The organism is Sphingomonas sp. Leaf198 (genome assembly GCF_001424005.1).
Taxonomy (GTDB): Bacteria; Pseudomonadota; Alphaproteobacteria; order Sphingomonadales; family Sphingomonadaceae; genus Sphingomonas.
Genome location: NZ_LMPX01000003.1, coordinates 256,856 through 281,876, shown reverse-complemented (window position 1 = coordinate 281,876; position 25,021 = coordinate 256,856). Strand labels below are relative to the sequence as shown.

Annotated in this window: 24 protein-coding genes and 1 pseudogene; 14 read left to right on the top strand and 11 right to left on the bottom strand. The window is 66.0% G+C overall.

Going from position 1 to position 25,021, the window contains the following annotated elements; all coding sequences use genetic code 11:
- The first annotated feature begins 48 nt into the window (after nt 1-48).
- The 6 genes from ASG20_RS13915 (at nt 49) to ASG20_RS13890 (ending at nt 7,498) form a co-directional block, all read left to right on the top strand.
- Entirely contained in the window at nt 49-2,361 is a 2,313-nt protein-coding gene (locus tag ASG20_RS13915; RefSeq protein WP_056053862.1) for a DNA translocase FtsK, read from the top strand.
- Between the two features lie 220 nt (nt 2,362-2,581).
- Nucleotides 2,582-3,967, top strand: a complete 1,386-nt coding sequence (locus tag ASG20_RS13910) for a carbohydrate porin (RefSeq protein ID WP_056053859.1) — start codon at nt 2,582-2,584, stop codon at nt 3,965-3,967.
- A 208-nt stretch (nt 3,968-4,175) separates the two neighbouring features.
- Nucleotides 4,176-4,805: a LolA family protein gene (locus ASG20_RS13905; RefSeq protein ID WP_056053857.1), complete on the top strand. Its 630-nt coding sequence runs from the start codon at nt 4,176-4,178 to the stop codon at nt 4,803-4,805.
- Between the two features lie 355 nt (nt 4,806-5,160).
- Nucleotides 5,161-5,943, top strand: coding sequence for an exodeoxyribonuclease III (locus tag ASG20_RS13900; RefSeq protein WP_056053855.1), 783 nt, complete (start codon nt 5,161-5,163; stop codon nt 5,941-5,943).
- Entirely contained in the window at nt 5,940-6,986 is a 1,047-nt protein-coding gene (gene ribA / locus ASG20_RS13895; RefSeq protein ID WP_056053853.1) for a GTP cyclohydrolase II, read from the top strand. Before ASG20_RS13900 ends, ribA begins: the two co-directional genes overlap by 4 nt.
- Nucleotides 6,987-7,015: 29 nt before the next feature.
- The gene (locus ASG20_RS13890) at nt 7,016-7,498 is read left to right on the top strand and encodes a YdcF family protein (RefSeq protein ID WP_056053851.1); all 483 of its coding nucleotides are present in this window, start codon (nt 7,016-7,018) and stop codon (nt 7,496-7,498) included.
- A 136-nt stretch (nt 7,499-7,634) separates the two neighbouring features.
- Here the strand turns inward: ASG20_RS13890 and ASG20_RS13885 are convergent, their stop codons facing one another.
- On the bottom strand, nt 7,635-8,315 hold the full coding sequence (locus ASG20_RS13885) for an HAD family hydrolase (RefSeq protein WP_056053849.1): 681 nt from the start codon (nt 8,313-8,315) through the stop codon (nt 7,635-7,637).
- Nucleotides 8,312-8,986 carry a YggS family pyridoxal phosphate-dependent enzyme gene (locus tag ASG20_RS13880; RefSeq protein WP_056053846.1) on the bottom strand — a complete coding sequence of 225 codons (675 nt, stop codon included), beginning with the start codon at nt 8,984-8,986 and terminating at the stop codon, nt 8,312-8,314. The genes ASG20_RS13885 and ASG20_RS13880 overlap by 4 nt, the downstream gene beginning before the upstream one ends.
- On the opposite strand from ASG20_RS13880, the gene ASG20_RS19080 reads away from it, so the two are divergent.
- Nucleotides 8,952-9,569 (top strand): thiamine phosphate synthase, encoded by a 618-nt coding sequence (locus ASG20_RS19080; protein ID WP_330218684.1) that lies wholly within the window; start codon nt 8,952-8,954, stop codon nt 9,567-9,569. The two genes, ASG20_RS13880 and ASG20_RS19080, sit on opposite strands and share 35 nt — an antisense overlap.
- 79 nt (nt 9,570-9,648) lie before the next feature.
- On the opposite strand, the gene ASG20_RS13875 is transcribed toward ASG20_RS19080, so the two are convergent.
- On the bottom strand, nt 9,649-10,356 hold the full coding sequence (locus ASG20_RS13875; RefSeq protein ID WP_201780729.1) for a hypothetical protein: 708 nt from the start codon (nt 10,354-10,356) through the stop codon (nt 9,649-9,651).
- 301 nt (nt 10,357-10,657) lie between these two features.
- On the opposite strand from ASG20_RS13875, the gene ASG20_RS13870 reads away from it, so the two are divergent.
- From ASG20_RS13870 to holA, 4 genes are read left to right on the top strand one after another with little or no spacing between them, the layout of a single operon-like run.
- Nucleotides 10,658-11,089, top strand: a complete 432-nt coding sequence (locus ASG20_RS13870) for a DUF3576 domain-containing protein (protein WP_056053843.1) — start codon at nt 10,658-10,660, stop codon at nt 11,087-11,089.
- An 11-nt stretch (nt 11,090-11,100) separates the two neighbouring features.
- The gene (gene leuS / locus ASG20_RS13865; protein ID WP_056053839.1) at nt 11,101-13,761 is read left to right on the top strand and encodes a leucine--tRNA ligase; all 2,661 of its coding nucleotides are present in this window, start codon (nt 11,101-11,103) and stop codon (nt 13,759-13,761) included.
- A complete protein-coding gene (gene lptE, locus ASG20_RS13860) occupies nt 13,758-14,288 on the top strand; it encodes an LPS assembly lipoprotein LptE (protein ID WP_056053836.1) in 531 nt (176 codons plus the stop codon). Before leuS ends, lptE begins: the two co-directional genes overlap by 4 nt.
- The gene (gene holA, locus ASG20_RS13855; RefSeq protein WP_056053835.1) at nt 14,285-15,304 is read left to right on the top strand and encodes a DNA polymerase III subunit delta; all 1,020 of its coding nucleotides are present in this window, start codon (nt 14,285-14,287) and stop codon (nt 15,302-15,304) included. The genes lptE and holA overlap by 4 nt, the downstream gene beginning before the upstream one ends.
- Before the next feature lie 295 nt (nt 15,305-15,599).
- On the opposite strand, the gene ASG20_RS13850 is transcribed toward holA, so the two are convergent.
- The 6 genes from ASG20_RS13850 to ASG20_RS13825 are packed head-to-tail and all read right to left on the bottom strand — an operon-like array spanning nt 15,600 to nt 21,300.
- Nucleotides 15,600-16,499, bottom strand: coding sequence for a ParB/RepB/Spo0J family partition protein (locus ASG20_RS13850; RefSeq protein ID WP_056053832.1), 900 nt, complete (start codon nt 16,497-16,499; stop codon nt 15,600-15,602).
- Nucleotides 16,496-17,278 carry a ParA family protein gene (locus tag ASG20_RS13845; RefSeq protein WP_055874932.1) on the bottom strand — a complete coding sequence of 261 codons (783 nt, stop codon included), beginning with the start codon at nt 17,276-17,278 and terminating at the stop codon, nt 16,496-16,498. The genes ASG20_RS13850 and ASG20_RS13845 overlap by 4 nt, the downstream gene beginning before the upstream one ends.
- Nucleotides 17,275-17,895 carry a 16S rRNA (guanine(527)-N(7))-methyltransferase RsmG gene (rsmG, locus tag ASG20_RS13840; RefSeq protein WP_056053829.1) on the bottom strand — a complete coding sequence of 207 codons (621 nt, stop codon included), beginning with the start codon at nt 17,893-17,895 and terminating at the stop codon, nt 17,275-17,277. Before rsmG ends, ASG20_RS13845 begins: the two co-directional genes overlap by 4 nt.
- Entirely contained in the window at nt 17,892-19,727 is a 1,836-nt protein-coding gene (mnmG, locus tag ASG20_RS13835) for a tRNA uridine-5-carboxymethylaminomethyl(34) synthesis enzyme MnmG (RefSeq protein ID WP_056053826.1), read from the bottom strand. The genes rsmG and mnmG overlap by 4 nt, the downstream gene beginning before the upstream one ends.
- Before the next feature lie 54 nt (nt 19,728-19,781).
- Nucleotides 19,782-21,059 (bottom strand): tRNA uridine-5-carboxymethylaminomethyl(34) synthesis GTPase MnmE, encoded by a 1,278-nt coding sequence (mnmE, locus tag ASG20_RS13830; protein WP_056053823.1) that lies wholly within the window; start codon nt 21,057-21,059, stop codon nt 19,782-19,784.
- Between the two features lie 7 nt (nt 21,060-21,066).
- Nucleotides 21,067-21,300, bottom strand: coding sequence for a DUF6489 family protein (locus ASG20_RS13825; protein ID WP_056053820.1), 234 nt, complete (start codon nt 21,298-21,300; stop codon nt 21,067-21,069).
- Nucleotides 21,301-21,314: 14 nt separating this feature from the next.
- Here ASG20_RS13825 and ASG20_RS20105 point away from each other — a divergent pair, with 14 nt between their 5' ends.
- The 3 genes and pseudogenes from ASG20_RS20105 (at nt 21,315) to ASG20_RS13815 (ending at nt 22,537) form a co-directional block, all read left to right on the top strand.
- Nucleotides 21,315-21,677, top strand: coding sequence for a methylated-DNA--[protein]-cysteine S-methyltransferase (locus ASG20_RS20105; RefSeq protein ID WP_330218681.1), 363 nt, complete (start codon nt 21,315-21,317; stop codon nt 21,675-21,677).
- Nucleotides 21,678-21,689: 12 nt separating this feature from the next.
- Nucleotides 21,690-21,827 (top strand): annotated as a pseudogene (locus tag ASG20_RS20100) (MGMT family protein); the annotation flags it as partial.
- Nucleotides 21,824-22,537, top strand: coding sequence for a dienelactone hydrolase family protein (locus tag ASG20_RS13815; RefSeq protein ID WP_056053818.1), 714 nt, complete (start codon nt 21,824-21,826; stop codon nt 22,535-22,537). The pseudogene ASG20_RS20100 and the gene ASG20_RS13815, both read left to right, overlap by 4 nt.
- A 182-nt stretch (nt 22,538-22,719) precedes the next feature.
- On the opposite strand, the gene ASG20_RS13810 is transcribed toward ASG20_RS13815, so the two are convergent.
- A complete protein-coding gene (locus ASG20_RS13810) occupies nt 22,720-23,439 on the bottom strand; it encodes a TerC family protein (protein WP_201780732.1) in 720 nt (239 codons plus the stop codon).
- Between the two features lie 231 nt (nt 23,440-23,670).
- A complete protein-coding gene (gene rho, locus ASG20_RS13805) occupies nt 23,671-24,927 on the bottom strand; it encodes a transcription termination factor Rho (RefSeq protein WP_031395107.1) in 1,257 nt (418 codons plus the stop codon).
- Nucleotides 24,928-25,021 lie beyond the last annotated feature (94 nt).

Genomic DNA, 25,021 nt, shown 5'->3' with positions numbered 1-25,021 from the left:
CCGAGGGCGATGCATTTCCGATTAGATTGCAACTGGAGAATTCGGGTCATGGCCAGCCGCGCGCAGCCAGCCTTGTGGCGTGAGACGGTAAAGGCGGGTGCCGTCCGCAGCGGTGCGCTGATCGCGGCGATCGCGTTGTTCGTCGGCACGCTGCTGATGGCGCTGGCCTTGGCGAGCTATCACCCGAGCGACGCGGCACTCAACACCGCGTCGGGCGCCTATCCGGACAATCTGGTCGGCCCGCCGGGCGCGTGGTTCGCCGACATCGCGCTCACCCTGTTCGGGCCGGCGGTCGCGCTGTTGCTGCCGATCGGACCGATCCTCGGCATGCGGCTGTGGCGCGATCTGCCGCTCGGCCACTGGCTGCGGATGGTGCGCGGCGCGGCGATCGGCGTCGCGCTGATGGCGAGCGCGCTGGCGTTCGTGTCGGGCACCTCGGTATTGGCACTGCCTGCCGGATGGGGTGGGATCATTGGCTTGTCCGTCGCGAGCGCCGTGCATTGGGGGCTGAGCTTTGTCGGCCAGCCGGTTGCGGAACTCTGGACCGCCCGCGCGATTGGGCTGGTCGCGGCGATTGCGGGCGCGATCGTCTGGGGCAAGAGCATCGAGATCGATCTCGGCGAGCGCAAATGGCGCCTCCCCCGCCGCAATCCCACCGAGGCGCTAGGCTATGACGGCTTTGCGGAGATCGACGAGGACGACGACGAGCCGCTGACGTTGACCCGGAAACCGGTCGAGCCGCGTGCCGTGGCTGAGCCGGACCCGCGCCCTGCCCCGGTGATCGCGGACCGCCAGAACGCACCGTCGCAGGCGAAACCCAAGGAGCGCCAGTCGTCGCTCGACCTGCGCGATAATTTCACGTTGCCGAGCCTCGACCTGCTGACCCCGTCGCCGCCGAGCCAGGGCAATGTGATCGACAAGGCTGGGCTGGAGCGCAACGCGCGGCTGCTCGAGAACGTGCTCGACGATTTCCACGTGAAGGGGTCGATCATCGAGGTTCGGCCCGGCCCGGTCGTGACGATGTACGAACTCGAACCCGCGCCCGGCATCAAGGCGAGTCGCGTGATTGCACTCGCCGACGACATCGCGCGTAACATGTCCGCGATTTCCGCGCGCGTCGCGGTGATTCCGGGGCGCAACGTGATCGGCATCGAGCTGCCGAATGCGCGGCGCGAGGCGGTCAGCTTGCATGAACTCGTCGGCAGCCAGACGTTCGAGGACCAGTCGGCGCAGTTGCCGATCATCCTCGGCAAGAACATCGCGGGCGATTCGGTGATCGCCGATCTCGCGCCGATGCCGCATCTGCTGGTCGCGGGCACCACCGGCTCGGGCAAGTCGGTCGGCCTGAACAGCATGATCCTGTCGCTGCTGTACAAGCTGACGCCGAACCAGTGCCGGATGATCATGATCGATCCGAAGATGCTCGAACTGAGCATGTACGACGACATCCCGCACCTGTTGTCGCCGGTCGTCACCGATCCCGCCAAGGCGGTGCGCGCGCTGAAATGGGCGGTCGAGACGATGGAGGATCGCTATCGCCAGATGTCCTCCGTCGGCGTGCGCAGCCTCGCCGGCTTCAACGACAAGGTGCGTGGCGCGAAGGCCAAGGGGCAGCCGCTCGGACGGAAGGTGCAGACGGGGTATCACCCGGATACCGGCGCGCCGATGTACGAGGAGGAGAAGCTCGAATACGACGTGCTGCCGCAGATCGTGGTGATCGTCGACGAGCTTGCCGATCTGATGATGACCGCGGGCAAGGAGGTCGAATTCCTGATCCAGCGGCTTGCGCAGAAGGCACGCGCGGCGGGCATCCATCTGATCATGGCGACGCAGCGGCCGTCGGTCGACGTCATCACCGGCGTCATCAAGGCCAATCTGCCGACACGGATCAGCTTCCACGTCACGTCGAAGATCGATTCGCGCACCATCCTCGGCGAGCAGGGCGCAGAGCAGCTGCTCGGCAAGGGCGACATGCTCTACATGCCCGGCGGCAAGGGCATCGTCCGCGTCCACGGACCGTTCGTGACCGACGACGAAGTGCGGCTGGTGGCGGATCACTGGCGCTCGCAGGGGCTGCCGGATTACATCTCGTCGGTGACCGAGGAGCCCGAGGAGAGCTTCGCATTGGAGGGCTCGCCGACGGGTGAGGATTCGGCGGAGGACCAGCAATATCGCCAGGCGATCCAGCTGGTCTGCGAGTCGCAGAAGGCCTCGACCTCGTGGCTCCAGCGCCAGTTGCGGATCGGCTACAATTCGGCTGCGCGGTTGATCGAGCGGATGGAGAAGGACGGCATCGTCGGTCGCCCGGATCATGTCGGCCGCCGCGAAGTGCTGCGCGATACCGAGGGGCATGCGATCTAAGATCGCGGTGCTGCGGCGCTCCGTCCTTTGCCTCGCTGCTCCCTCGCGAACGCGGGGGTCCAGGAACCAAGAACGATGTCGTCTGGAACCCTGGGCTCCCGCCTTCGCGGGAGAACTGGGAGGGGCGCCCTTCACTAAATGACGCACGCAGACCGGGGTTTCGATCAGCCAACGCCCGGTATACGGGGTTGATACAAGTTACGAAGAACAGGTGGGCGTAATGCAGTATCGGCGGTTGTTTGCGGCAGCGGTGGCGCTCGCCCTACCCGGTCAGGTCTCCGCGCAGGACACCGCCAAGCAGACCCCCGGCAGCACCGCCACCGACACGCAGCATCGCCCGCGCGCCGGCGTTCGCCGCGACAGCGATCTCTCCCCTTCCGCGCTGACCGCCGATACGCGGCGCACCCCGCCCCCCGGTTTGTTCGCCGACTGGTTCGACATCCGCAAGCGCCTCGCGGATCGCGGTATTGGTGTCAGCGCCCGCTATGCCTCGGAAAGCGGCTATAATTTCTCGGGCGGCGACCGGAAGCTGTTGCGCGAGACCGGCCAGTTCGACGTCGGCGTACTGCTCGATCTCGACAAGGTCGTCGGCCTCAAGGGCGGTGCGTTCCAGGCGACCGTCACCTATCGCCGTGGTCGCGATCTCGGCGCGGACGCCAATCTTGGCGTGCTGCAACAGGTCCAGGAAGTGTACGGCCGCGGCCAGACCGTCCGCCTCACGCAATTCTGGTACGAGCAGAAGATCGGTGAGAAATTCGAGATCAAGGCGGGCCGGACCAACCCTGGCGAGGATTTCGCGGTCTTCTCCTGCTATTTCCAGAACCTCAGCTTCTGCGGCGCGCAGCCCGGCAATCTGGTTGGCGATTACTGGCAGAACTGGCCGGTCGGCCAATGGGGCGCGCGGCTGCGCTACGACGTCAACGATCATCTGACGCTGAAGACCGCCGCCTACGAGGTGAACCCGCGCAATCTCGAAAAGGCCTTCGTGATCGGCCGGTTCCACGGCGCGACCGGCGCGCTGATCCCGGTCGAAGCGGAATGGCATCGCGGCGATAACGATGGCCGGGTCGGCGCGTACAAGGTCGGCGGCTGGGTCAACACGTCCAACGGCGACGACGTGTTCTACGATGTGAACCGCCGGCCGATCGCGATCACCGGGCTCGAACCCCTCCGCCGCAGCGCGCGCTACGGCGTGTATTTAAATCTCCAGCAACAGGTCACCGGCACGTCGAAGGACGGCAAGTCCGTCACCGGGCTCAGCGTTTTCCTCAACGCGACTCAGGCCGACCGCGCGACCTCCACCACCGACAACCAGATCGCCGCCGGGCTGTTCTACAAGGGACTGGTGCCGTGGCGGCCGGGCGACATCCTCGGCTTCGGCGTGGCGAGGACCAACGTCAACGGGCGCGTCGCGAAGGGCGAGGCGCTCGATCCGACGCGGCCTGCGGTGCAGGATGCCGAATATGCGTCGGAGATCTATTACAGCGTCCATCCGACCCGGTGGCTCGAATTGCGGCCGAACGTGCAGTTCATCCACAACCCCGGTGGCGTGCATGACGCGAACGACGTCGCGGTGCTCGGCCTGAAGGGCGCGATTACGCTGTAACGGGGGTATCGACTTTACACGTTGCCGGCATCCGCCTCCCCCGTCATCCTGACGAAAGTCAGGATCCAGAGTAACACTCGCTGCCCTGCTTGATCCTGGGTCCTGACTTTCGCCAGGATGACGGATGCAGGTTGTGCAGTGACCGCACATCGAATTCAGTGGCGGTTCAAGCGCGCGCGGGCAACGGTGGCGCTCCAAGGAGAATTCGATGTTCAATACCCGCCCCGCGGTGATCGCGACGATCGCCGCTTTGTCCGTCGCCGCCGTGCCCTCGCCAATCGCCGCGCAGGCGACCGGTGATCTGGCCGCCGTGCAGAAATCCCTCCAGGCAATGGAGACGATGACTGCCGATTTCTCGCAGGCGGATCGCAACGGCAAGGTGCTGACCGGCGTGCTGACGCTGAAGAAGCCTGGCAAGATCCGTTTTCAGTACCAGAAAGGCGTACCGATCCTGATTGTCGCGGAGGGCGGCGCGCTGACCTTCATCGATTATTCGGTGAAGCAGGTGCAACGCTGGCCGATCAAGAACTCGCCGCTGGTCGTATTCCTCGATCCGTCGCGCGATATCACGCGTTATGCCAAGCTCGTACCCGGCTATGATCCACGGATTATATCGGTCGAGGTGAACGATCCCAAGCATCCCGAGACCGGCAAGATCACGCTAGTATTCGTGCGGAGCGCGAGCGCACCCGGTGGGCTGATGTTGCAGGGTTGGGTTGCGCTCGACAGCCAGAACAACCGCACGACCGTTAGGCTGACCAACCAGAAATTCGGCGTTCCGGTCAGCGACAATACCTTCCGTTGGAACGATCCGCGCCGCACGGGTGTAAGAAAGTAACATAAAATCGGTGTCATTCATGCAAGCGACAGGTTCGGCCCCGTAGAGAGTGGCCTGCGGATGTGGGGCATTCGGGATTTTTCCCCCTGTTGCCCGGATGGTTTCCCCATGTCTTGCCTGCGTGACGAACGCTGAGTTGGCCCTCGCTCCATGCCCCCGGAGCGGGGGTCTTTCGCGTAGAGCGGCAGGCAAAAAGATTTGCCTGCCTCGCTCAAGCGCGGCCGGCGGGCCCCTGTCTTCCCAAGGCCCGTCCGACGACAGCGGCTTTGCCGATGGCGCCTTCTGACTTCTCCCTTCTTCCGCACCCCCAGCAGCGTTCCTTGTCCCGCCCCTCACGCAACGCTACATCGCGGCCGTGAAGATCGTATCCTGGAACATCAACTCGGTCCGTTTCCGGATCGCCATCGTCGAACAGTTTCTGCGCGACGAGCAGCCCGACATCCTGTGCCTGCAGGAAACCAAGGTCATCGACGGCGACTTCCCGTTGGAGGCGTTCCGCGCGCTCGGTTACGAGCACATCGTCCTGCACGGCCAGCGCATGCACCACGGCGTCGCAATTTTGAGCCGAGTCCCGATAGTCGAGGACGACCGCTTCGACTGGCAGGCAAACAGCGAGGCGCGCCACATCGGCGTCCGGCTGGAGAACGGCGTACGGCTCGAGAACGTCTATGTCCCCGCTGGCGGCGATGTCCCGAACCGCGAGGTGAACCCCAAGTTCGGCCAGAAGCTCGACTTCATCGAGCGCATGACGACCTGGTCGGAAACACTGGCGGGGCCTACGATTTTGGTCGGCGACTTCAACATCGCCCCGCTCGAATCCGACGTCTGGAGCCACAAGCAGTTGCTCGACGTCGTCAGCCACACCCCTGTGGAGGTAGAAGCGCTCGGTAAGTTGCAGGCGGCCGGCGACTGGGTCGATCTCGGCCGCCGCTTCCACCCCGCCCCCGCCCGCCTGTTCACCTGGTGGAGCTACCGCGCGAAGGATTGGGCCGCGTCGGACCGTGGCCGCCGGCTCGATCACATGTGGGCGACCGGTGCGGCGGCCGAAGCCGCGGTGTCGCATCACGTCTATGAACGCTGCCGAAGCTGGCTCAAGCCGTCCGACCACGTCCCGATCATGACCGAGTTCGCGTTTTGAGTAATCCTCGCGCAGCGGCACGCGCGGTGGACGCTTTACGGCGTGGCTGGCCGATCGCGATCGACGGGCTTGTCCTGCTCGCGGTCGAGACGGCGGATGCGGAGCGGTTGGCGGCGTTCGATCCCGACGCGAATGGCGGCGTGCTGATCTCGTCGGGACGCGCGGCGACGTTGAAGCTCGCGAACCAGCTCGCGGCGGCGGATCCGACCGAGCCCGTGCTCGTCGATCGCGCGCCGTGGATCGACTTCGCCGCCGCGACCGCGCTGGCCGATCCGCAGTTCGACTTGGCCACCCCCCTCAAGGGTCCGTTCCAGACGCTCCCGCTCGCCGATCCGGACGCGGCGGCAGCTGCGTTGCGACTTGCCCGGATCGCGGGATTGCTACCGGCATTCTTCCTCGGCACGGGCGAACCCGAGGTCCGCATCGCCCGCGCGGACATCGACGCACACGAGGACGCGAACCGACTGACACTCGCGGCGCGCGCACGCCTTCCCGTAGAGGGCGCGGAGGATGCGGAGATCGTCGCGTTCCGCAGCCCCGAAAGCGCAGACGAGCATATCGCGCTGCTGATTGGCCAGCCCAACGGCCAGCCGCCGCTCGTCCGCCTCCACAGCGAGTGCCTGACGGGCGACGTACTCGGAAGCCTCAAATGCGACTGCGGCCCGCAGCTGCACGCCGCGATCCACGCGATCCAGCATGGCGGTTGGGGTATCCTTCTGTATCTGCGGCAGGAAGGTCGCGGGATCGGGCTGGTCAACAAGCTGCGCGCGTATGCGTTGCAGGACCAGGGCTTCGACACGGTCGATGCTAATACGCGGCTCGGCTTTGCGGTCGATGCGCGCGATTTCGGGGTAGCGGCGCGGATGCTGACGCTGCTCGGCCAGCGCGAGGTTCGGTTGCTGACCAACAACCCCGCCAAGGTTGCCGGGCTTGAAGCGGCGGGCGTGACGGTGATCGAACGCGTGCCGCATTTCCTCCCCTCGAACCCGCACAACGCGCAGTATCTCGCGACCAAGCGCGACCGCACGGGCCATCAGTTCTGATCGACATTCTTCCCTCACGCCGCCTGATCGTGGTGTTCGGCGCGGCCGTTCGTCCTGATGGCAGCCCGAGCCCGACCCTCGCCCGCCGCATCGCGTTCGCAGCGGCGGCGGCCGCGCGCTACGTCGATGCGGACCTGTTCTGCTCAGGCGCGAAGGGGACGCATGGCCCGTCGGAAGCGTCGGTGATGGCGGATGTGTTGGCCGAGACGGTCGATCGGTCGCGAATCCATCTCGACGAAGCGAGCGTGGATACGTTGCAAAGCGTCCTCGCCGCGACCGCGTTCGCTCGCGTGGGTCAATATGCGCAGTGCATGATCTGCACCGACGGCTATCACCAACCCCGCATCCGCATGCTCTTCGCAATGCTCGGCATGCCCGCGAGCGCGATCCACGTGCCGCACGGAGGGAGCCGGCGGTACCAGCTCAAGATGCGGTCGCGGGAAGCGGCGGCGATTCCGTATGATCTGGTCGCGGGGATCGGTGCGATCTGGCGGCGCAAGCGGGTGGGCTAAGCGAACATCGCCTCCACGCTCATCGAGCGGAGCACCCTTGGCCGTCGTCTAGTTTGTTTCCCCGCGAAGGCGGGGACCCAGACTGGGCTCCCGCCTTCGCGGGAGAACAAGGAGGCAGGAGCCCCCCAGGCTCCGATCAAATGCTTCCAATCAACCGGGTCACGTCGGCGAAACTCTCCGCCAGCGCATCGACACCGATCGCCTTCAACCGAGCACCATGCTCCGCATTGCAATGCGACCCCGCCGACAAACCAATGACATAGCCACCCGAAGCGACCGCGCCAGTCGCACCCACCGGCGAATCCTCGAGAATCGCCGTCCGCGTAATATCCACGCCAAGTTGCCGCGCCCCGAACAGATACAAATCAGGCGCGGGCTTGCCGTTCGTCACGTGCTCGCGGCCACTGTAGAGATGATCTCCGAACGCATCGCGCAGGCCGATATGCTCCAGATGCCGCGCGATCCACAAGACCGGGCTCGAAGACACGATCGCCTTGGGCAGGTCGGCAGGGAGCGAGCGGACGAACGCCACCGCGCCCTCGATCGCATCGACACCGGCCGCCATCACGCGCTCATCCTCGGTCTTCCGCGCGGCGTAGAAGTCTTCGGGGAGCGGCCGGTCGATCCAGCGCTCGATCGCGTCGATGAACTGCCGCCCGGCTAGCCCCATGAAGTTCGCCATCGACTCGTCGGCAGTCGTCGGATGCCCCGCGGCGGTCAGCCATTCGGCGATGTGCCGGTTGCCGACGGCTTCACTGTCGATCAGCACGCCGTCGAAGTCGAACAACAGCGCGTCGAACCGAACCGGAATGCTCATGCGCTCGTCCCCCGCGCGCCAAACAGCGCGCTGCCGATCCGGACATGAGTCGCGCCGATCGTCACCGCGGTCTCGAAATCGTCGGACATGCCCATGCTGAGCCCGGTCAGCGCGTGATCGCGCGCGAGTTTCGCGAGCAGCGCGAAATACGGCGCCGGCTCAATGTCCGCGGGGGGCAGGCACATCAGCCCTGCGATCGGCAAACCGGCGGCACGCGCCTGGTCCACCAGCGCGGGGAGATCGGAGATCGCACAGCCGCCCTTTTGCGGCTCGTCGCCGATATTGACCTGGAGAAAACAGTCCGGCCGACGATCGCTCGCCTCCATCGCCTTCCCCAGCGCGGTGACCAGCGACGGGCGATCGACCGCATGGATGCAGTCGAACAGCGCCACCGCCTCGGCCGCCTTGTTCGATTGAAGCTGCCCGATCAGATGCAGTTCGACGTCAGGATATTTCTCACGCAACGCCGGCCATTTCTCGGACGCCTCCTGCACACGATTCTCGCCGAACACGCGCTGGCCCTCGACGAGCAGCGGTTCGATCGCCTCGACCGGATGCGTCTTGGAGACCGCGATCAGCGTCACGTCGTCCGCGCGGCGATCGGCGATCTCGGCGGCCTTGGCGATCCGGGTGCGGATGGCCTGCAATTTGGTGGTGTCGTCAGCAATCATGCGGCGCGCTATAGGCAGCGGCGTGGCCCGTCGTAACCCCATTCCCACACGCTGGCTGATGACGGACGAGCGGATGGGCGACGCGCTCTGGCCAGCGCTGAGGCGATTGACGCCGGGATCCGGCGTGGTGTTTCGGCATTATGCCACGCCCGAGCGGGAACGGCAGGCGCTGCTGCGGCGAGTTATCCGCATCGCACAGGCGCGCAGGCTGGTCGTAGTGGTGGCCGGAAACTTTACGATCGCGGCCGACGGCGTGCATGGTCCGGCACGGACTCGCGGGATCAGAACTTGGCCCGCGCATTCACGCATAGAGGCCTTGGCCGGAAAGCGCGCTGGGGCTGATGCCCTGTTCGTATCGCCGATCCATCCCACTCGGTCGCACGACGGCGCGGCGGGGATCGGTCCGGCGCGCGCCATACGAATCGGAAGCGGGCTTGGGATACCGATGATCGCGCTAGGCGGAATGACCGAGTCGCGCTGGCGGCGCATCCAGCGGTTCGGTTTCCACGGCTGGGCCGCGATAGATGCCTGGATGCCTACAACGCGCCGTCATCCTGACGAAAGTCGGAGTCCAGTGCCATGAGACGCAGCGATCGGTAACCCTGGGTCCTGACGTTCGTCAGGATGACGGGAAGAAAGCCGAGCATCGCTCCACCGGATGCCTAGAAGCGGAAGGCTGTGCCCAGATACACGGCCTGACTATCGCGACGGTCGTCGTCGACCTTCACGAAGCGCTCGCGGTCAGACCGGTACCGGACTCCCGCGGTCACTGCGAGGCTGCGCGTCAGGGCGTAGGAGCCACCGACATCGACCGAATAGCTCGGCGCTTCCTCGACCAGGTGCGGTGCGTTGGCGAGCGGACGATCCGCTACAGCCTTCACAGTGCCGCTGAACTTCTTCGCGCTATAGCTCACCGCGAGGTCAGCCGCTTCACGGCCACCCGGCATCGCGCCGAGATCGAGCTTGTTCACGTCGCCCGAGATCGCGAACCGCTTCCAACCCACCGACATGCCGAGGTTATACGCGATCGGCGCAATACCGACGGTCGGCGTGGTCGAAGCAAGGCTGGCCGTGTTCACGATGCCGCGGTTGGTCTGCGCACGGACCGCGACGGTCACGGCGCGGTTGTCCTGGCGCGTTTCGGCGGGCGTGAAGCGGAAGCTGCCGGCGTCGAAGCCACCGCGCGCGAACATCGCGGCAAGGCGGGGGTCGGCGGCGGCGGGGGTGAACGATCCGATACCGCGAACCGCGGCGACGTTGTGCTTGGCGATCCGAGCAGGCTGTTCGCTGGCGCCGAAGGCGGGCGCGACGATTGCGGCGGTGGCGACAAGCGCCCCGGCAACCACCCCGAAAATTCCCCCACGCGTCATCACAACGAATTTGTCCTTCGAATCCCGTAATCGGATCCTCGTGAAACTGCGTCTATCACGAATTGATCCACCGCAAAGGCCGCAGACCCGGCGGATTGCCCTCTTCATCGCTGATTTGTCGGACAGTGTTGCAATCAGCACACAGATCGCTGCGTTAGCGCTACCGGATCGGTCGTAATCGACTCGATGCAGCGTCCGCATGTCGCCTTGCGCTGAGCCATGACTGGATGCCCGCGTCTGCTTGCGGGCACGCGGGCTCGCCTGTAGAGCAAGGTCTGATTTTCTTGCCAGGATGATGCCCATGTTCCGCCGCTCGCGTATCGCAGTCGTGCTGTTTGCCCTGCCTCTCGTCGCTTGCGGCGGCGGATCGGCGCGTCCCAAGGCGGATCTCGCCGCGTCGAAGATCACGACGATTGGCGTGAACAGCTACCTGTGGCGCGCGAGCCTCGACACGCTGGGCTTCATGCCGTTGCTGCAGACCGACTCCAATGGCGGCGTGATCGTCACCGACTGGTACATCAATCCGCAGACGCCGACCGAGCGTATGAAGGTCACCGTGTCGATCCTCGACCAGGACCTGCGCGCCGATGCGCTGCGCGTCGCCGCGCTCCGCGAAGTCAATCGCAACGGCCAGTGGGTCTCGTCGCCGGTCCAGGCCGCGACCACGCAGAAGCTTGAGGACATCATCCTGACCAAGGCCCGCGACCTGCGCCGCGCCTCGATCGCGGGCTGAGGACTAATATAATGGCGTCGCGTTTCAATGCGTTGAAGGCGGACGCGGCGTGGCAGAAGGTCTGGGACGAGCGCAAGACGTTCGCCGCGGACGACCTGTCGACCAAGCCGCGCTCGTACGTGCTCGAGATGTTCCCCTATCCGTCGGGGCGCATCCACATGGGGCATGTCCGGAACTACACGATGGGCGACGTGCTGGCGCGGTTCCGTCGGATGAAGGGCATGGAAGTGCTCCATCCGATGGGCTGGGACGCGTTCGGCATGCCCGCCGAGAACGCGGCGATGGAAAAGGGCGTGCACCCGGGCAATTGGACGCGCGCCAACATCGCGACGATGAAGGCGCAGCTGAAGCGGCTGGGTTTCGCGCTCGACTGGACGCGCGAGCTGGCGACGTGCGAGCCCGACTATTACGGGCATGAGCAGGCGCTGTTCCTCGACCTGTTCGCGGCGGGCTTGGTCTACCGCAAGGAATCGGCGGTCAACTGGGATCCGGTCGACATGACCGTGCTCGCCAACGAGCAGGTGATCGACGGTCGCGGCTGGCGCTCGGGCGCGCTGGTCGAGCGGCGCAAGCTGTCGCAGTGGTTCCTCAAGATCACCGACTTCGCCGACGAGCTGGTCGACGGGTTGGGCGCGCTCGAGCATTGGCCCGACAAGGTCAAGCTGATGCAGGAGAACTGGATCGGCCGCAGCCAGGGCTTGCAGTTTAAGTTCGACCTCACTGCTCCGCTCGCGGGAGGGGTCGGGGGAGGGCCTGACACGAACGCGGCAGCGTCCGAGGATGCCTCCCCTCCCGCAGGCGGAAGGGGAATAGATAGCGTCGAGGTCTTCACGACCCGTCCCGACACGATGTTCGGCTCCAGCTTCGTCGCGGTCGCCGCCGATCACCCGATCGCGCGCGCCATCGCCGAGACGAACCCCGACGCCGCGGCCTTCATCGAACTCTGCAAGCGCGGCGGCACCACCGCGGCGGAACTCGATACGCAGGAAAAGCTCGGCTTCGACACCGGCATCCGCGCGGTGCATCCGCTCGACAAGTCGTGGCACCTCCCGGTCTACATCGCCAACTTCGTGCTTATGGAATACGGCACCGGCGCGGTGTTCGGCGTCCCCGCGCACGACCAGCGCGATCTCGATTTCGCGCGCAAATACGACCTGCCCGTCAAGCGCGTCGTCAGCGAAGGCGATGACGACGCGCCCGTGTTCGTCGGCGACACAGCCTGGACTGGCGCCGGCACGATCGTGAACTCGCACTTCCTCGACGGCATGGACATCGAGGACGCCAAGCGCGTCGTGATCGAACGCGCCGAGGGCGACGGCTGGGGCAAGGGCACGACCGTGTTCCGCCTGCGCGACTGGGGTGTCAGCCGCCAGCGCTACTGGGGCACGCCGATCCCGATCATCCACTGCGACGCATGCGGCGCAGTGCCGGTGCCCAAGGATCAGCTGCCGATCGTGCTGCCCGAGGACGTCTCGTTCGACATCCCCGGCAACCCGCTCGATCGCCATCCGACCTGGAAGCACGTCCCCTGCCCGTCCTGCGGTGCGAACGCGCGGCGCGAGACCGATACGCTCGACACGTTCGTCGATTCGTCGTGGTATTTCATCCGCTTCGCCAGCCAGCCGGACGCCAAGCCGTTCGACCGGACGGGCGCGGAAAAGTGGCTGCCGGTCAACCAGTATATCGGCGGCGTCGAGCACGCGATCCTGCATCTGCTCTACGCGCGCTTCTGGACGCGCGCGCTGAAGCATATCGGCATGCTCGACATCGCCGAGCCGTTCGCCGGGCTGTTCACGCAAGGCATGGTCACGCACGAGACGTATAGCCGAGGCGACGCCGGCGACGTGCAGCCGGAGGTCGACACCGACGACGACGATTCGAGCGACGCGCCCATGAAGACGAAGTGGCTGTCTCCCGATGAGGTCCGCAAGACCGATACGGGGTATATCGAGATCGCGACCGGCGGCCCCGTGACGGTCGGTCGCGTGACGAAGATGTCGAAGTCGAAGAAGAACACCGTCGATCCCGAGCCGATCGTCGACCAGTATGGCGCCGACGCGGTGCGCTGGTTCGTGCTCTCCGACTCGCCGCCCGAACGCGATCTCCCCTGGAGCGAATCCGGCATCGAAGGCGCGTGGCGGTTCGTTCAGCGTCTCTGGCGCCTGATCGAGTCCGACGACGCAGCCAAGGCCGAGGGCGACGACATCGCCCTGCGTAAACTCTGCCACCGCACGACCGTCGGTATCGAGAGCGATATCAACGCCTTGCAGTTCAACAAGGCCGTCGCACGGCTCTACTCCCTGTGCAGCGCGATCGAGAAGGCCGCGCCCTCCGCAGACCGCGAGCAGGCGATCCGCACGCTGCTGCTGCTCGTGAGCCCGATGGTCCCGCACGTCGCCGAGGAAGCCTGGGCGACCGCGGGAAACGACGGCCTGATCGCCGACGCCGCCTGGCCGATCGTCGATCCGGCGATGTTGGTCGACGACGAGGTCACGATCGCGGTGCAGGTCAACGGCAAGCTGCGCGACACGCTCGTCTTCCCCAAGGGCGCGCCGAAGGACGAGGTCGAAGCCGCCGCGCTCGCCTCCGAAAAGATCGTCCGCCTGCTCGAGGGTAAGCCGCCCCGGAAAGTGATCGTCGTGCCCGACCGTCTCGTGAACATCGTCGCATGAAGCGCCTAGCGATCCTCGGCGCGCTGGCGCTGGCCCCCGCGCTGTCCGGCTGCGGCCTGCACCCGCTCTATGCCGGCGGCAGCAGCGGTCCGGTCGCGGGCGCGCTCGGCCAGGTCGAGATCGCACCGATCGCGGGCAAGAACGGCTGGCTGATGGCCACCGCGCTGCGCGACCGCCTGCCCTCGAACGGTGCACCCGCGCTCTACCGGATCGACATCCGCCTCGACGACGCGATCAGCGGCCTCGGCGTCCGCACCGACGACAGCGTCTCGCGCGAACGTCGCACGTTGCGCGCGCGCTATCAGCTCGTGCGGATCGGCGACAATTCGGTGTTGCTCGACGCGACCGCGGGCTCCGACGCCGGCATCGACGTCGTCCGCTCCGAATATGCGACGATCGCGGCCGAGAACACCGCCCTCGAACGCCTGTCGCAGATCGTCGCCGACCAGATCGTTGCGCGTGTCGCGCTGTACGCACGCAACACGCCGGCGGTCGCCGCGGCGCAGGCCACTACGCCCGCCAAGTGAAGGCCAGCGCAGGCCAGATCCGCGGTGCGCTGGCCAAACCGGGCGGCGACATCCGCCTGTACCTGCTCCACGGCCCCGACGAGGCCGGCGCAAGCGACCTCGCCCGCGTACTCGCCAAGGCGATGGGCGCGGATGCCGAACGCGTCGATCTCGACGGCTCGACGCTGAAAAGCGACCCCGGCCGGCTGACCGACGAAGCCGCGTCGCTATCGCTGTTCGCGGGTGCCCGGTTCGTCCGCGTCGCGTCGGCCGGCGAGGAAAGCCTCGAAGCCTTCACCAATCTCCTCGCGGCCGAGCGCGTCGGCAACCCGGTCGTCGCGATCGCCCCCACCGTCAAATCCACCGCCAAGATCGTCAAGCTCGCGATCGACTCTCCGCGCGCGATGGCGTTCGCCTGCTACGCCCCGACCGCGCAGGACGCCGAACGCCTCGCGACGACGATCGCCAACGAGAACGGCCTCCGCCCCGCCCCCGGCGTCGCCCGCCGCCTCGTCGACACGACCGGCGGCGACCGCGCCGTCATTTCGCGAGAGATCGAAAAGCTCGCGCTGTACCTAGACGCCGCGCCCGACCGACCCGCGGACCTCGATCACCACGCGCTCGATGCCGTCGGTGCAGACCTCGGCGATGCCGAAATGAGCCGTGCGATCGATGCCGTCATTGAAGGCCGGGTCGACGATCTAGGCGCCGAACTCGCCGTGCTCGAAGAAGCCGGCACGTCGCCGATACCGTGGCTTCGCCAACTCGTCCGCCGCCTGATCGCGCTCGCCGACATGCGCGGCGAAATCGACCGCGGCGAAGCGGTCGACGCCGTGATGAAACGCCACCGCGTATTCTTCAAGGAAGAGGCCAGCACGGCTAGGTCGCTACGCCGCTGGTCACCGGTAATGCTCGCGACGGCGATCCAACGCGTCCGAACCGCCGAGCGCGCGATCATGGCGTCGGGGAATGCTGGCGGGGTTGTGGCGGAGGCGGCCGTAGTGGCGCTATCCCAAGCGATCGCACGGCGAAACTAACGCGCAACCGCAATCGCGTCTGCGTCCGCCTCCGCTTCCCGCTTCCCGCCCCCTACCTTCCGTCATCCCGGCGCACGCCGGGACCCATGGACAGGGTGCGATCACTAACGAAGCGGACCGCAACCGTGGGTCCCGGCTTCCGCCGGGATGACGGAGAGTATTGGTCCTCCCTTCACCCTCCACCCCCTCCTATCCCCCGTTCGTCCTGAGCGAAGTCGAAGGATGGTCCGGGACGCAGGTGCTTCGACTTTGCTCAGCACCAACGGGCGGCGTGCGATTGGATCAGGCCGGCGACCTAAATCGCCCCACCCGTCAACCGCTGGCAAACCATATCGAGCTGGTCGAGCGTCGAGTAATTCAACGTCAACGTCCCCCCAGTCTCGGTATGCGCCACCTTCACCTGCAACCCGAGCAGATCCGCCAACTGCCGCTCCAACGCCGCGATATCCGCATCCGGCACCCGAGGCTCGGACGACCCGCCGCCGCCACGACTCCGCCCGGGCTTCGCATCACGCGCCAGCTTCTCGGTTTCGCGCACCGACAGCCCACGCGACACGACCTGGTCTGCGAGCGACTCCACATCCGGCGACCCCAGCAACGCCCGAGCATGCCCCATCGACAACGATCCATCGACCACCTGCGACTGCACCTGCGCCGGCAATTCGAGCAGCCGCAGCAGATTAGCCACATGACTGCGCGACTTGTGGACGATCTTGGCGAGCACCTCCTGCGTATGCCCATACTCGCCCGCCAGCCGCTGATACGCCTGAGCCTCTTCGATCGCGTTGAGATCCTCGCGCTGGATATTCTCGATCAGCGCAATCTCGAGCGTCTCGGCATCGTCGAAATCACGAACGACGACCGGCACCTCGTGCAGCCGCGCGCGCTGCGCCGCCCGCCAGCGCCGCTCGCCGGCGACGATCTGGAAATCATGCCCGTGCGGCCGCACCACGATCGGCTGGATCAACCCACGCGACGCGATCGACGCCGCCAACTCGTCGAGCATCGCCTCGTCGAAATGCCGGCGCGGCTGATCGGGGTGCGGCGACAGCGAACTGACCGGCAGCATCCGAACGCCCGACGATTGCGGCGCTGAGGCCCCATCGGCCGACACCGGCGTCTCGCGCGCCATTTCGCCGAGCAGTGCGTTGAGGCCCCTGCCCAACCCCGGACGCCCGCGCTTGTTCTCGCTCATGCCGCAGCCTGCGCGGTAGCGGGAAGCCGGCCGATCAACTCACGCGCGAGCGCGATATACGCCTGCGACCCCGAGCAGCGATGATCGTAGATAAGAGCGGGCAACCCGTGGCTCGGCGCCTCCGACAGCCGCACGTTGCGCGGGATCACCGTCTCGAACACGACCTTGCCGAGCACCGCGCGGACATCCGCCGAGACCTGGTCGGTCAACCGGTTACGCCGATCGAACATCGTCAGCGCGACCCCCAGGATCGACAGCCCAGGGTTGAACCGCTGGCGGATCCGCTCGACCGTACTCAACAACTGCGACAACCCCTCGAGCGCGAAAAACTCGCATTGCAGCGGCACCAGCAGCGAGTCCGCCGCGACCATCGCATTGATCGTCAGCAGCCCCAGCGACGGCGGACAATCGATCAGCGCGATATCCCACGGCCCCTGCGCCGCCTTCACCGCACGATCGAGCCGGTGCGTGCGCGCGTCGAAATCGACCAGTTCGATCTCGGCGCCGGACAGGTCTACCGTCGCCGGGACGATATCGAGCCGCGGCACGCGCGTGTGCACCACCGCTTCCTCGATCGACGTCTCGCCGACCAGCACGTCGTAGCTCGACCGCTCGCGCTGCGAATGGCCGATGCCGAGCCCGGTCGACGCGTTGCCCTGCGGATCGAGATCGACCAGCAGCACGCGCATCCCCGTCGCCGCGAGCGCGGTCGCAAGGTTGATGGCGCTGGTGGTCTTGCCCACCCCGCCCTTTTGATTGGCGACCGCGATGGTGATCATCGCGCGCTTACCCGATCCAGAACCACGATCGACGACTCCGGGTTCGTGACGCTTTGTTCCACGTGGAACATAAACCGCCAATGCTGCTTGAGCGCGGCCAGCTCCTCCTCGTCGAAACGCCCCCGAGGAAGCAACCATCGCGTCTCCGTTGTGGCGCAGTGCGCCGCGCCACGCAAAAGGTTTTGCAACGACGCAACCGCACGAGCGGAAATGATCGACGCGTCCGCGGTCGCATTCTCCACCTTCGAAGCATGAACGCGGACCTGTTCGCCAAGGCCAAGCCGAGCGACACACAGCTGAAGGAAGTCCGCACGACGGCGCCGGGGCTCGACCAGATCGACCGGACCCTCGCGAACCAGCGCAACGACCATACCGGGAAACCCCCCGCCGGTGCCGATATCAAGCCAGCGCTTCGCCGACGTATCCACCCCTGCAAGCGCGACGAGCTGGAGCGAGTCGACCACATGCCGATCCCAGATCGTCGGGATCGTCGACGGCGCGATCAAATTCTGGTGCGGCGCTTCCTCGACGACCATCGCCACGAACGCGTTCAAGCGCTCGGTCGCCTCTGCGCCGAACCGTTCGGTCGTCCAGCTCTGTGCATCGTCTTCGGTCATGCTGGCACTCGTTTCGTATGCAATAATACCGCGGACAAAGCCGCCGGGGTGATCCCCCGCACCCTCGCCGCCGCCGCCAGCGAGGTCGGCCGCGCAGCACTCAGGCGATCGATCATCTCGTTCGAAAGACCAGGCACGCGGTCATAGGCAAGGTCCTCCGGCAAACGGATCGCCTCGTCCGCCCGCAACCGCGCGACCTCCTGCGCCTGCCGCTCGATATACGGGGCGTAGCGCGCGTCCTCTAACACTTCGTCAACGACTGCCGCCGGGGTCCCCGCCGCGGCGTCCGGCGCGACATGCGCGAGCTTGACCCCCTCAAACCGGAGCCAATCGAACGCAGTCCGCCGCGCGCCATCCCGACCGATCGCAACACCTTGATCGGCCACATGGGTCGCAGTCCGCTCGCAGTCGAGTGCCGACCGGAAACGAGCACGGTCCTCGGCCAGCGCGTGTTGATGCGCCAACCGCTCAAGTCCAAGACACCCAGCGGCCTCCGCAATCCCGCCCAGCCGCGTCTCGGCATTGTCCGCACGCAACGACAGCCGGAACTCCGCCCGTGCCGTCAGCATCCGATACGGCTCGGTCACACCCTGCAGCGTCAGGTCGTCGATCATCACCCCAAGATAACTCGACGCGCGATCAAGTATCACCGGAGCCAGATCGCACGCATATGCCGCCGCGTTGAGTCCTGCGACCAGACCCTGCCCCGCCGCTTCCTCGTACCCGGTCGTGCCGTTGATCTGCCCCGCGCAGAACACCCCCTCGATCGCACCCAGCGCAAGCCGCGTATCGAGCGCACGCGGGTCGATATAATCATACTCGACCGCATAACCCGGCATCGTCATCGTCACGCGCTCGAGCCCCGGAATGCTGGCGAGCATCGCCGCCTGGACCTCGACCGGCAGCGACGTCGACAGCCCGTTCGGATATACCGTCGCGTCATCGAGGCCCTCGGGTTCGAGGAAAACCTGATGCCCATCGCGGTCGCCAAACCGATGCACTTTGTCCTCGATCGACGGACAGTAACGCGGCCCCGCCGCCTCGATCGCACCGGTGAACAGCGGCGACCGGTGGAACGCCTCGCGGATGATCGCATGCGTCCGATCGGTCGTCCGCGTGATGGCACAGGCGATCTGGGGCAATGGACGAGCACGGGTCATCGGCGACATCGTCCACGGATCGAGGTCCGACGGCTGTTCGGCGAGCGCACCCCAGTCGATCGTCCGACCGTCGAGCCGCGGGGGCGTCCCCGTCTTCAGTCGCGCCATCGGCAAGTCCCGCGCACGCAACTGATCGGCAAGTGGCTTGGCCGCACGCTCGCCGATCCGGCCCCCTTCCTCGCGATCGTCACCCCGGAAAATACGTCCTCCCAGGAACGTGCCGGTCGCCAGCACGACCGCTCGTGCCGCCACGATCGCGCCATCCGCCAGCACGACACCCGCCACGCGATCGCCGTCAAAATGCAACGCCGTCGCCTCGCCTTCGACGATCGACAGCCCTGCCGTGGCCGCAAGCATCGCTTGGATCGCACCGGAATAGAGACGCCGATCGGCCTGGACTCGAGGCCCCTGCACCGCCGAACCCTTGCTGCGATTGAGCATCCGATAATGGATCGCGGCAGCGTCGGCAGCGCGACCGATCAGCCCGTCGAACGCATCGACCTCGCGAACCATGTGCCCCTTACCGAGCCCGCCTATCGCCGGATTGCACGACATCGCGCCAATATGCGCAGCGTCGAACGACACGAGCGCGGTACGCGCGCCCCTCCGCGCCGCCGCGGCTGCGGCTTCGGTTCCGGCATGGCCACCGCCAACCACCACTACATCGAACATGTCACGGCCGTAGAACGCCGCGACCGACGCGTCAAAGATGTTCCACGTGGAACATCACTTCCCGATACAGAATCGTCCGAACAGCGCGTCGAGCATTTCCCCGGTGGTATCGAGGCCGAGGACGCCGGCGAGGATTGCGCGGGCTTGGCGTAGATGCTCGGCGACGATAAGCGCGTCCGAGCTTTGATACCGAAGAGCCTCGACCGCCGCAGCGCATTGCCGGCGCTGATGCTGCTTCAATGCGATCTCATCGCCACGCGGCAGCATAGCAATCGCTCGCCGATTCAGTTCACCCCACAGCGCATCGAGTGATCCGCGGTCGTTTTGCGCCACCGACAATGTCCGACCGGAGGGCAGTTCCCCCCGGCCCGGCAGATCGGCGCGCGCATGAATCCAGATCGCATCCGCACGGGGCGGCACGGTATCGGCCAGCCACATCACGATGTCCGCCGCGGCGAGCGCACCTTCCGCACGCGTGACGCCGATCGCCTCGATCGGGTCGAGCGTGTCGATCAAACCCGCGGTATCGGTCAGCACATAGGCGATACCGTCCCGCGTCACCGGCACATCGATCCGGTCGCGCGTGGTTCCCGAGATCGGCGAGACGATCGCCGCATCGCGCTCGCCGAGCAGGTTGAGCAACGTCGACTTGCCGCTGTTGGGCGGACCGCCAATGACGACGCGCAGGCCGTCCTTGAGCCGCTCGACCGGGGGGGCGTCGACCACCGCCTCGATCTCAGCAGCTAGCGTATCGATCTCCGAGACGATCGCGTCGAACGCGGCAGTATCGCTCGCCACATCGTCCTCGTCGGCAAAGTCCAGCATAGCCTCGACCCGCGCGGACAGCATCGCGACCGTGTCCATCCAGCCGCGAACAGCCTGACTCACCCGCCCCTCGGCCGCCGTCATCGCAGCGACGCGCTGGCTCTCGGTCTCGGCTTCGAGAAGATCGGCGAGCCCCTCCGCCTCGGTCAGGTCGATGCGGCCATTGGTCAGCGCGCGACGCGTGAACTCCCCCGGCTCGGCATGACGTAGGCCGGACATTACCGACAAAGCACGCTCGACCGCCGCGATCACTGCGCGACCACCGTGGCAATGAAACTCGACCAGGTCTTCGCCAGTCGCCGTAGTCGGTCCCGGAAACACGATCACCAGCGCACGGTCGAGCAACGCCCCATCGCTGTCCCGCAGTCCCCGGAGGCTGGCATGGCGCGGCGCCGGCAATGGTCCCGCCAACGCCTCGGCCGCGGCAAACGCCTGGGGCCCGCTCGCCCGAACCACGGCAATCGCCGCGGGCGGCCGTCCGCTCGATACCGCGAAAATCGTCTTCACGGGAAACTCAGCCGCTTTTCGTCGCGCTGTCGAACAGCCGCTTCCACATCGCCATGCCCGCCTCGCCCATCGGTTGCCACCCGCGCATCATCGATTCGAGCATCTCGGGCTTCATCTGGCCGTCCGGAATGGCCTCCATCATCATCGCGATATAGCGGTCGTGGATCGGCGTCAGATCGGGCAGCCCGACCGCGCGCCGTGCTTCCTCGGGGGTGCATTCGATCTCGATATTCATCTTCATGTGACGCACCCTCGATGACGCTTGAGCGGTCCATCGCGGCGCTGCATAGCGGGGGAATGTATGCGCGCGATGCCGCCTCGATCGCAACGCCTATCGGTCTGGTCCGCGTGACCGGCACCGGGGACCGGATCGACGCGATCGATATCGGCGTAGAGAGTGGTTCGACCAGCGACGCCCCCGCGATCCTCGAAGCACTCCGCCAACTGGAAGCGTATTTCGCCGGACGGCTGGCCGTGTTCGACCTTCCCCTCGCGCTCTCCCCTATCCCGCGCGGTGCCGACCTTCGCCAGGCGATCGTCGACATCGCCTACGGCACGACGGCGAGCTACGGCGCGCTCGCGAAAGCGATCGGCTCCAGCCCGCGCGCCATCGGCTAGGCGTGCGCGCGCAATCCTTTTCCGATCATCGTCCCCTGCCACCGAATCCTTGGAGCCGGCGGAGCGCTTGGTGCGTACTCCGCGGGGGAAGGCCCGATCACCAAATCCCGGCTGCTCGACCACGAGCGGCCGCAAGGAGGACTGTTATGACGAACACTAGCAAGATCGCCACGCTCACGAGCGATGGCGAATTCACCGCGTATCGCGCGACGCCGGCAGGCACGCCAAAGGCCGCGATCGTCGTGATCCAGGAGATCTTCGGCGTGAACGCCGGAATCCGCCGCAAGTGCGATACGCTCGCCGAGGCCGGCTATCTCGCAATCGCCCCCGACCTGTTCTGGCGACTGGAGCCCGGCATCGAGCTCGATCCGGACATCAAGCCCGAGTTCGACCGCGCACTCGAACTGATGGGCCAGTTCGACCAGGACAAGGGTATCGCCGATATTGAAGCGAGCATCCGCGCCGTCCGCAGCGAGCTCGGTGCCAATGATTCTGGGAACGCCAAGGTCGGCGTGGTCGGCTACTGCCTGGGCGGGCGCCTGGCGTTCATGACCGCGGCACGGACCGATGTCGATGCAAGCGTTGGTTATTACGGCGTCGGGATCGACGGCCTGCTGGGGGAGAAGCACGCGATCGCACACCCGGTGCTGCTGCACGTGCCGGAGGAGGATCACTTCGTCGACAAGGCTGCGCAGGCAGCGATGCATGCCGGGCTCGACGATCACCCCAAGGTGACGATCTACGATTACGCCGGCGAGGACCACGGCTTCGCGACCGAGTTCGGCGAGCGGCGTTCGGATGCGTCAGCCAAGCTGGCGGACGAGCGTACGGCCAAGTTCTTCGAGGAGAACCTCGCCTAAACCCTGCCTCCGTCACCCCGGACTAGTTCCGGGGTCCACGGTCCCGCGCACTCACGACTACCGAGTCTGCGGAACAGTGGATGCCGGAACGAGCCCGGCATGACGAGGTATGGACGGAGACATGAAAAGGGCCTCGCCGGATGATCCGGCGAGGCCTTATCTTATCCCAACTGCCCCCGCGATCAGCGCAGCAGCGTGATGATCCCCAGCGTATCGCCGGTGCCGACCCAGCCCTCGTAGATCATCTTCACCGCGACCACGAGGATCACCGCGAGGCCGATATAGGCGATCCAGCGATACTTGTTGATGACGCGCGCGATGTAGTTCGCCGCCAGCCCCATCATCGCGACCGACAGCAGCAGGCCGATGACCAGGATGCCCGGATGCTCACGCGCCGCGCCGGCAACCGCCAGGACGTTGTCGAGGCTCATCGAGACGTCGGCGACAGCGACGGCCCAGGCCGCGCTCGCAAAGCCCTTCGAGGAGCGGATACCCGAGCGCTCATCGCCCTCAATTTCCTCGGAACCCGCGTTCTCTGCGCCTTCGCGGATTTCGCGCCAGAACTTCCAGCTCACCCAGAGCAGCAACAGGCCACCCGCGAAGATCAGCCCGACGATGCCCATCAGCCACGTCACGATCAGCGCGAAGAAGATGCGCAGCACCAGCGCCGCGCCGATGCCGATCAGGATGACCTTCTTGCGCTGGTCGGTCGGCAGTCCGGCAGCGAGTGCGCCGACGACGATCGCGTTGTCGCCCGCGAGGACGAGGTCGATCATCAGGACCGATCCGAATGCGGCCAAGGCCTTCGGGTCGCCGAGGTTGGAGAAGTCTGCGACGATGTGCTGCCAGATTTCCAGCGGCGAGCCGGGGCCCGCGGTGCTCGATGCGGCGGCGGCCAGCATGGCGATGATACTCAAGATGTCAGCTCCCGGTGACGTGGGTCACCAGCGGCGAGCGATGGTGACGGATTATAGGGCGTTTAATAGCGAAACGGCACGCGAAAGCCATGCTCTCGCGTGCCGTCTTGGTCTGCTTGGCCGGACATGGGCAAAGCCCATGTCGTCGGTCGGGGCCTTGCCCCGCCGGCCGGATCGATGCGAGTCCCGCTGCAGCGTGCAGCGGGCCGCATTCGATCACTGATTCATAGAATCGAAGAAATTCTCGTTGGTCTTCGAATCCTTCATCTTGTCGAGCAGGAACTCCATCGCGTCGATCGTGCCCATCTGCATCAGGATGCGGCGCAGGACCCACATCTTGCTGAGCTTGGCCTTGTCGACCAGCAGCTCTTCCTTGCGGGTACCCGACTTGCCGACGTCGAGCGCCGGGAAGATGCGCTTGTCCGCGACCTTGCGATCGAGCACGATTTCCGAGTTGCCGGTGCCCTTGAACTCCTCGAAGATCACCTCGTCCATGCGGCTGCCCGTATCGATCAGCGCGGTTGCGATGATCGAGAGCGAACCGCCCTCCTCGATGTTGCGCGCAGCACCAAAGAAGCGCTTCGGACGCTGCAGCGCGTTCGCGTCGACACCACCGGTCAGGACCTTGCCCGACGACGGCACGACGGTGTTGTAGGCACGACCCAGACGCGTGATCGAGTCGAGCAGGATCACCACGTCCTTCTTGTGCTCGACCAGGCGCTTGGCCTTTTCGATCACCATTTCAGCGACCTGCACGTGGCGCTGTGCGGGTTCGTCGAAGGTCGAGCTGACCACCTCGCCCTTCACGCTGCGTTGCATGTCGGTGACTTCCTCGGGGCGCTCGTCGATCAGCAGGACGATCAGGAACACCTCGGGATGGTTGTCGGTGATCGCCTTGGCCATGTTCTGCAACATGACGGTCTTGCCGACGCGCGGCGGGGCGACGATCAGCGTGCGCTGGCCCTTGCCCTGCGGCGAGACGATGTCGATCACCCGCGCCGACTTGTCCTTGACGGTCGGGTCGGCGGGATCGAGCGTCAGCTTGCTCTCGGGGTAGAGCGGCGTGAGGTTGTCGAAATTGACGCGGTGGCGGACGACGTCGGGATCGTCGAAATTGACCGCGGTCAGCTTCACCAGCGAGAAATAGCGCTCGCCATCCTTCGGCCCGCGGATCTCGCCCTCGACCGTGTCGCCGGTACGCAGGCCGAACTTCCGCACCTGGTTCGGCGAGATGTAGATGTCGTCCGGGCCGGCGAGATAGTTCGATTCCGGCGAGCGCAGGAAGCCGAAGCCGTCGGGCAGCACTTCGATCGTGCCGAGCCCCATGATCTGGTCGCCATTGTCGGCTTGCACCTTCAGGATCGCGAACAGCAGGTCCTGCTTGCGCAGCGTCGAGGCGCTCTCGACCCCCAGTTCTTCGGCCAGCTGGACCAGCTCGGCAGGTTTCTTCTTCTTCAGGTCTTTGAGATGCATGGGGATTTCCGGATAGCAATCAACGGGAGAACGCTCGGTCGGCGGTGCGCTTGGGAAGCGGAACTGGGCGAGACGAGTCTGGCAAGACACGACC

Bases quoted from the DNA above. Each gene is read 5' to 3' on its own strand.
- ASG20_RS13915 (WP_056053862.1), top strand. From the start codon at position 49: ATGGCCAGCCGCGCGCAGCCAGCCTTGTGGCGTGAGACGGTAAAGGCG.
- ASG20_RS13910 (WP_056053859.1), top strand. From the start codon at position 2,582: ATGCAGTATCGGCGGTTGTTTGCGGCAGCGGTGGCGCTCGCCCTACCC.
- ASG20_RS13905 (WP_056053857.1), top strand. From the start codon at position 4,176: ATGTTCAATACCCGCCCCGCGGTGATCGCGACGATCGCCGCTTTGTCC.
- ASG20_RS13885 (WP_056053849.1), bottom strand. From the start codon at position 8,315: ATGAGCATTCCGGTTCGGTTCGACGCGCTGTTGTTCGACTTCGACGGC.
- ASG20_RS19080 (WP_330218684.1), top strand. From the start codon at position 8,952: ATGGCCTGCAATTTGGTGGTGTCGTCAGCAATCATGCGGCGCGCTATA.
- ASG20_RS13880 (WP_056053846.1), bottom strand. From the start codon at position 8,986: ATGATTGCTGACGACACCACCAAATTGCAGGCCATCCGCACCCGGATC.
- ASG20_RS13875 (WP_201780729.1), bottom strand. From the start codon at position 10,356: ATGACGCGTGGGGGAATTTTCGGGGTGGTTGCCGGGGCGCTTGTCGCC.
- ASG20_RS13870 (WP_056053843.1), top strand. From the start codon at position 10,658: ATGTTCCGCCGCTCGCGTATCGCAGTCGTGCTGTTTGCCCTGCCTCTC.
- leuS (WP_056053839.1), top strand. From the start codon at position 11,101: ATGGCGTCGCGTTTCAATGCGTTGAAGGCGGACGCGGCGTGGCAGAAG.
- lptE (WP_056053836.1), top strand. From the start codon at position 13,758: ATGAAGCGCCTAGCGATCCTCGGCGCGCTGGCGCTGGCCCCCGCGCTG.
- ASG20_RS13850 (WP_056053832.1), bottom strand. From the start codon at position 16,499: ATGAGCGAGAACAAGCGCGGGCGTCCGGGGTTGGGCAGGGGCCTCAAC.
- ASG20_RS13845 (WP_055874932.1), bottom strand. From the start codon at position 17,278: ATGATCACCATCGCGGTCGCCAATCAAAAGGGCGGGGTGGGCAAGACC.
- rsmG (WP_056053829.1), bottom strand. From the start codon at position 17,895: ATGACCGAAGACGATGCACAGAGCTGGACGACCGAACGGTTCGGCGCA.
- mnmG (WP_056053826.1), bottom strand. From the start codon at position 19,727: ATGTTCGATGTAGTGGTGGTTGGCGGTGGCCATGCCGGAACCGAAGCC.
- ASG20_RS13825 (WP_056053820.1), bottom strand. From the start codon at position 21,300: ATGAAGATGAATATCGAGATCGAATGCACCCCCGAGGAAGCACGGCGC.
- ASG20_RS20105 (WP_330218681.1), top strand. From the start codon at position 21,315: ATGACGCTTGAGCGGTCCATCGCGGCGCTGCATAGCGGGGGAATGTAT.
- ASG20_RS13815 (WP_056053818.1), top strand. From the start codon at position 21,824: ATGACGAACACTAGCAAGATCGCCACGCTCACGAGCGATGGCGAATTC.
- ASG20_RS13810 (WP_201780732.1), bottom strand. From the start codon at position 23,439: ATGCTGGCCGCCGCCGCATCGAGCACCGCGGGCCCCGGCTCGCCGCTG.
- rho (WP_031395107.1), bottom strand. From the start codon at position 24,927: ATGCATCTCAAAGACCTGAAGAAGAAGAAACCTGCCGAGCTGGTCCAG.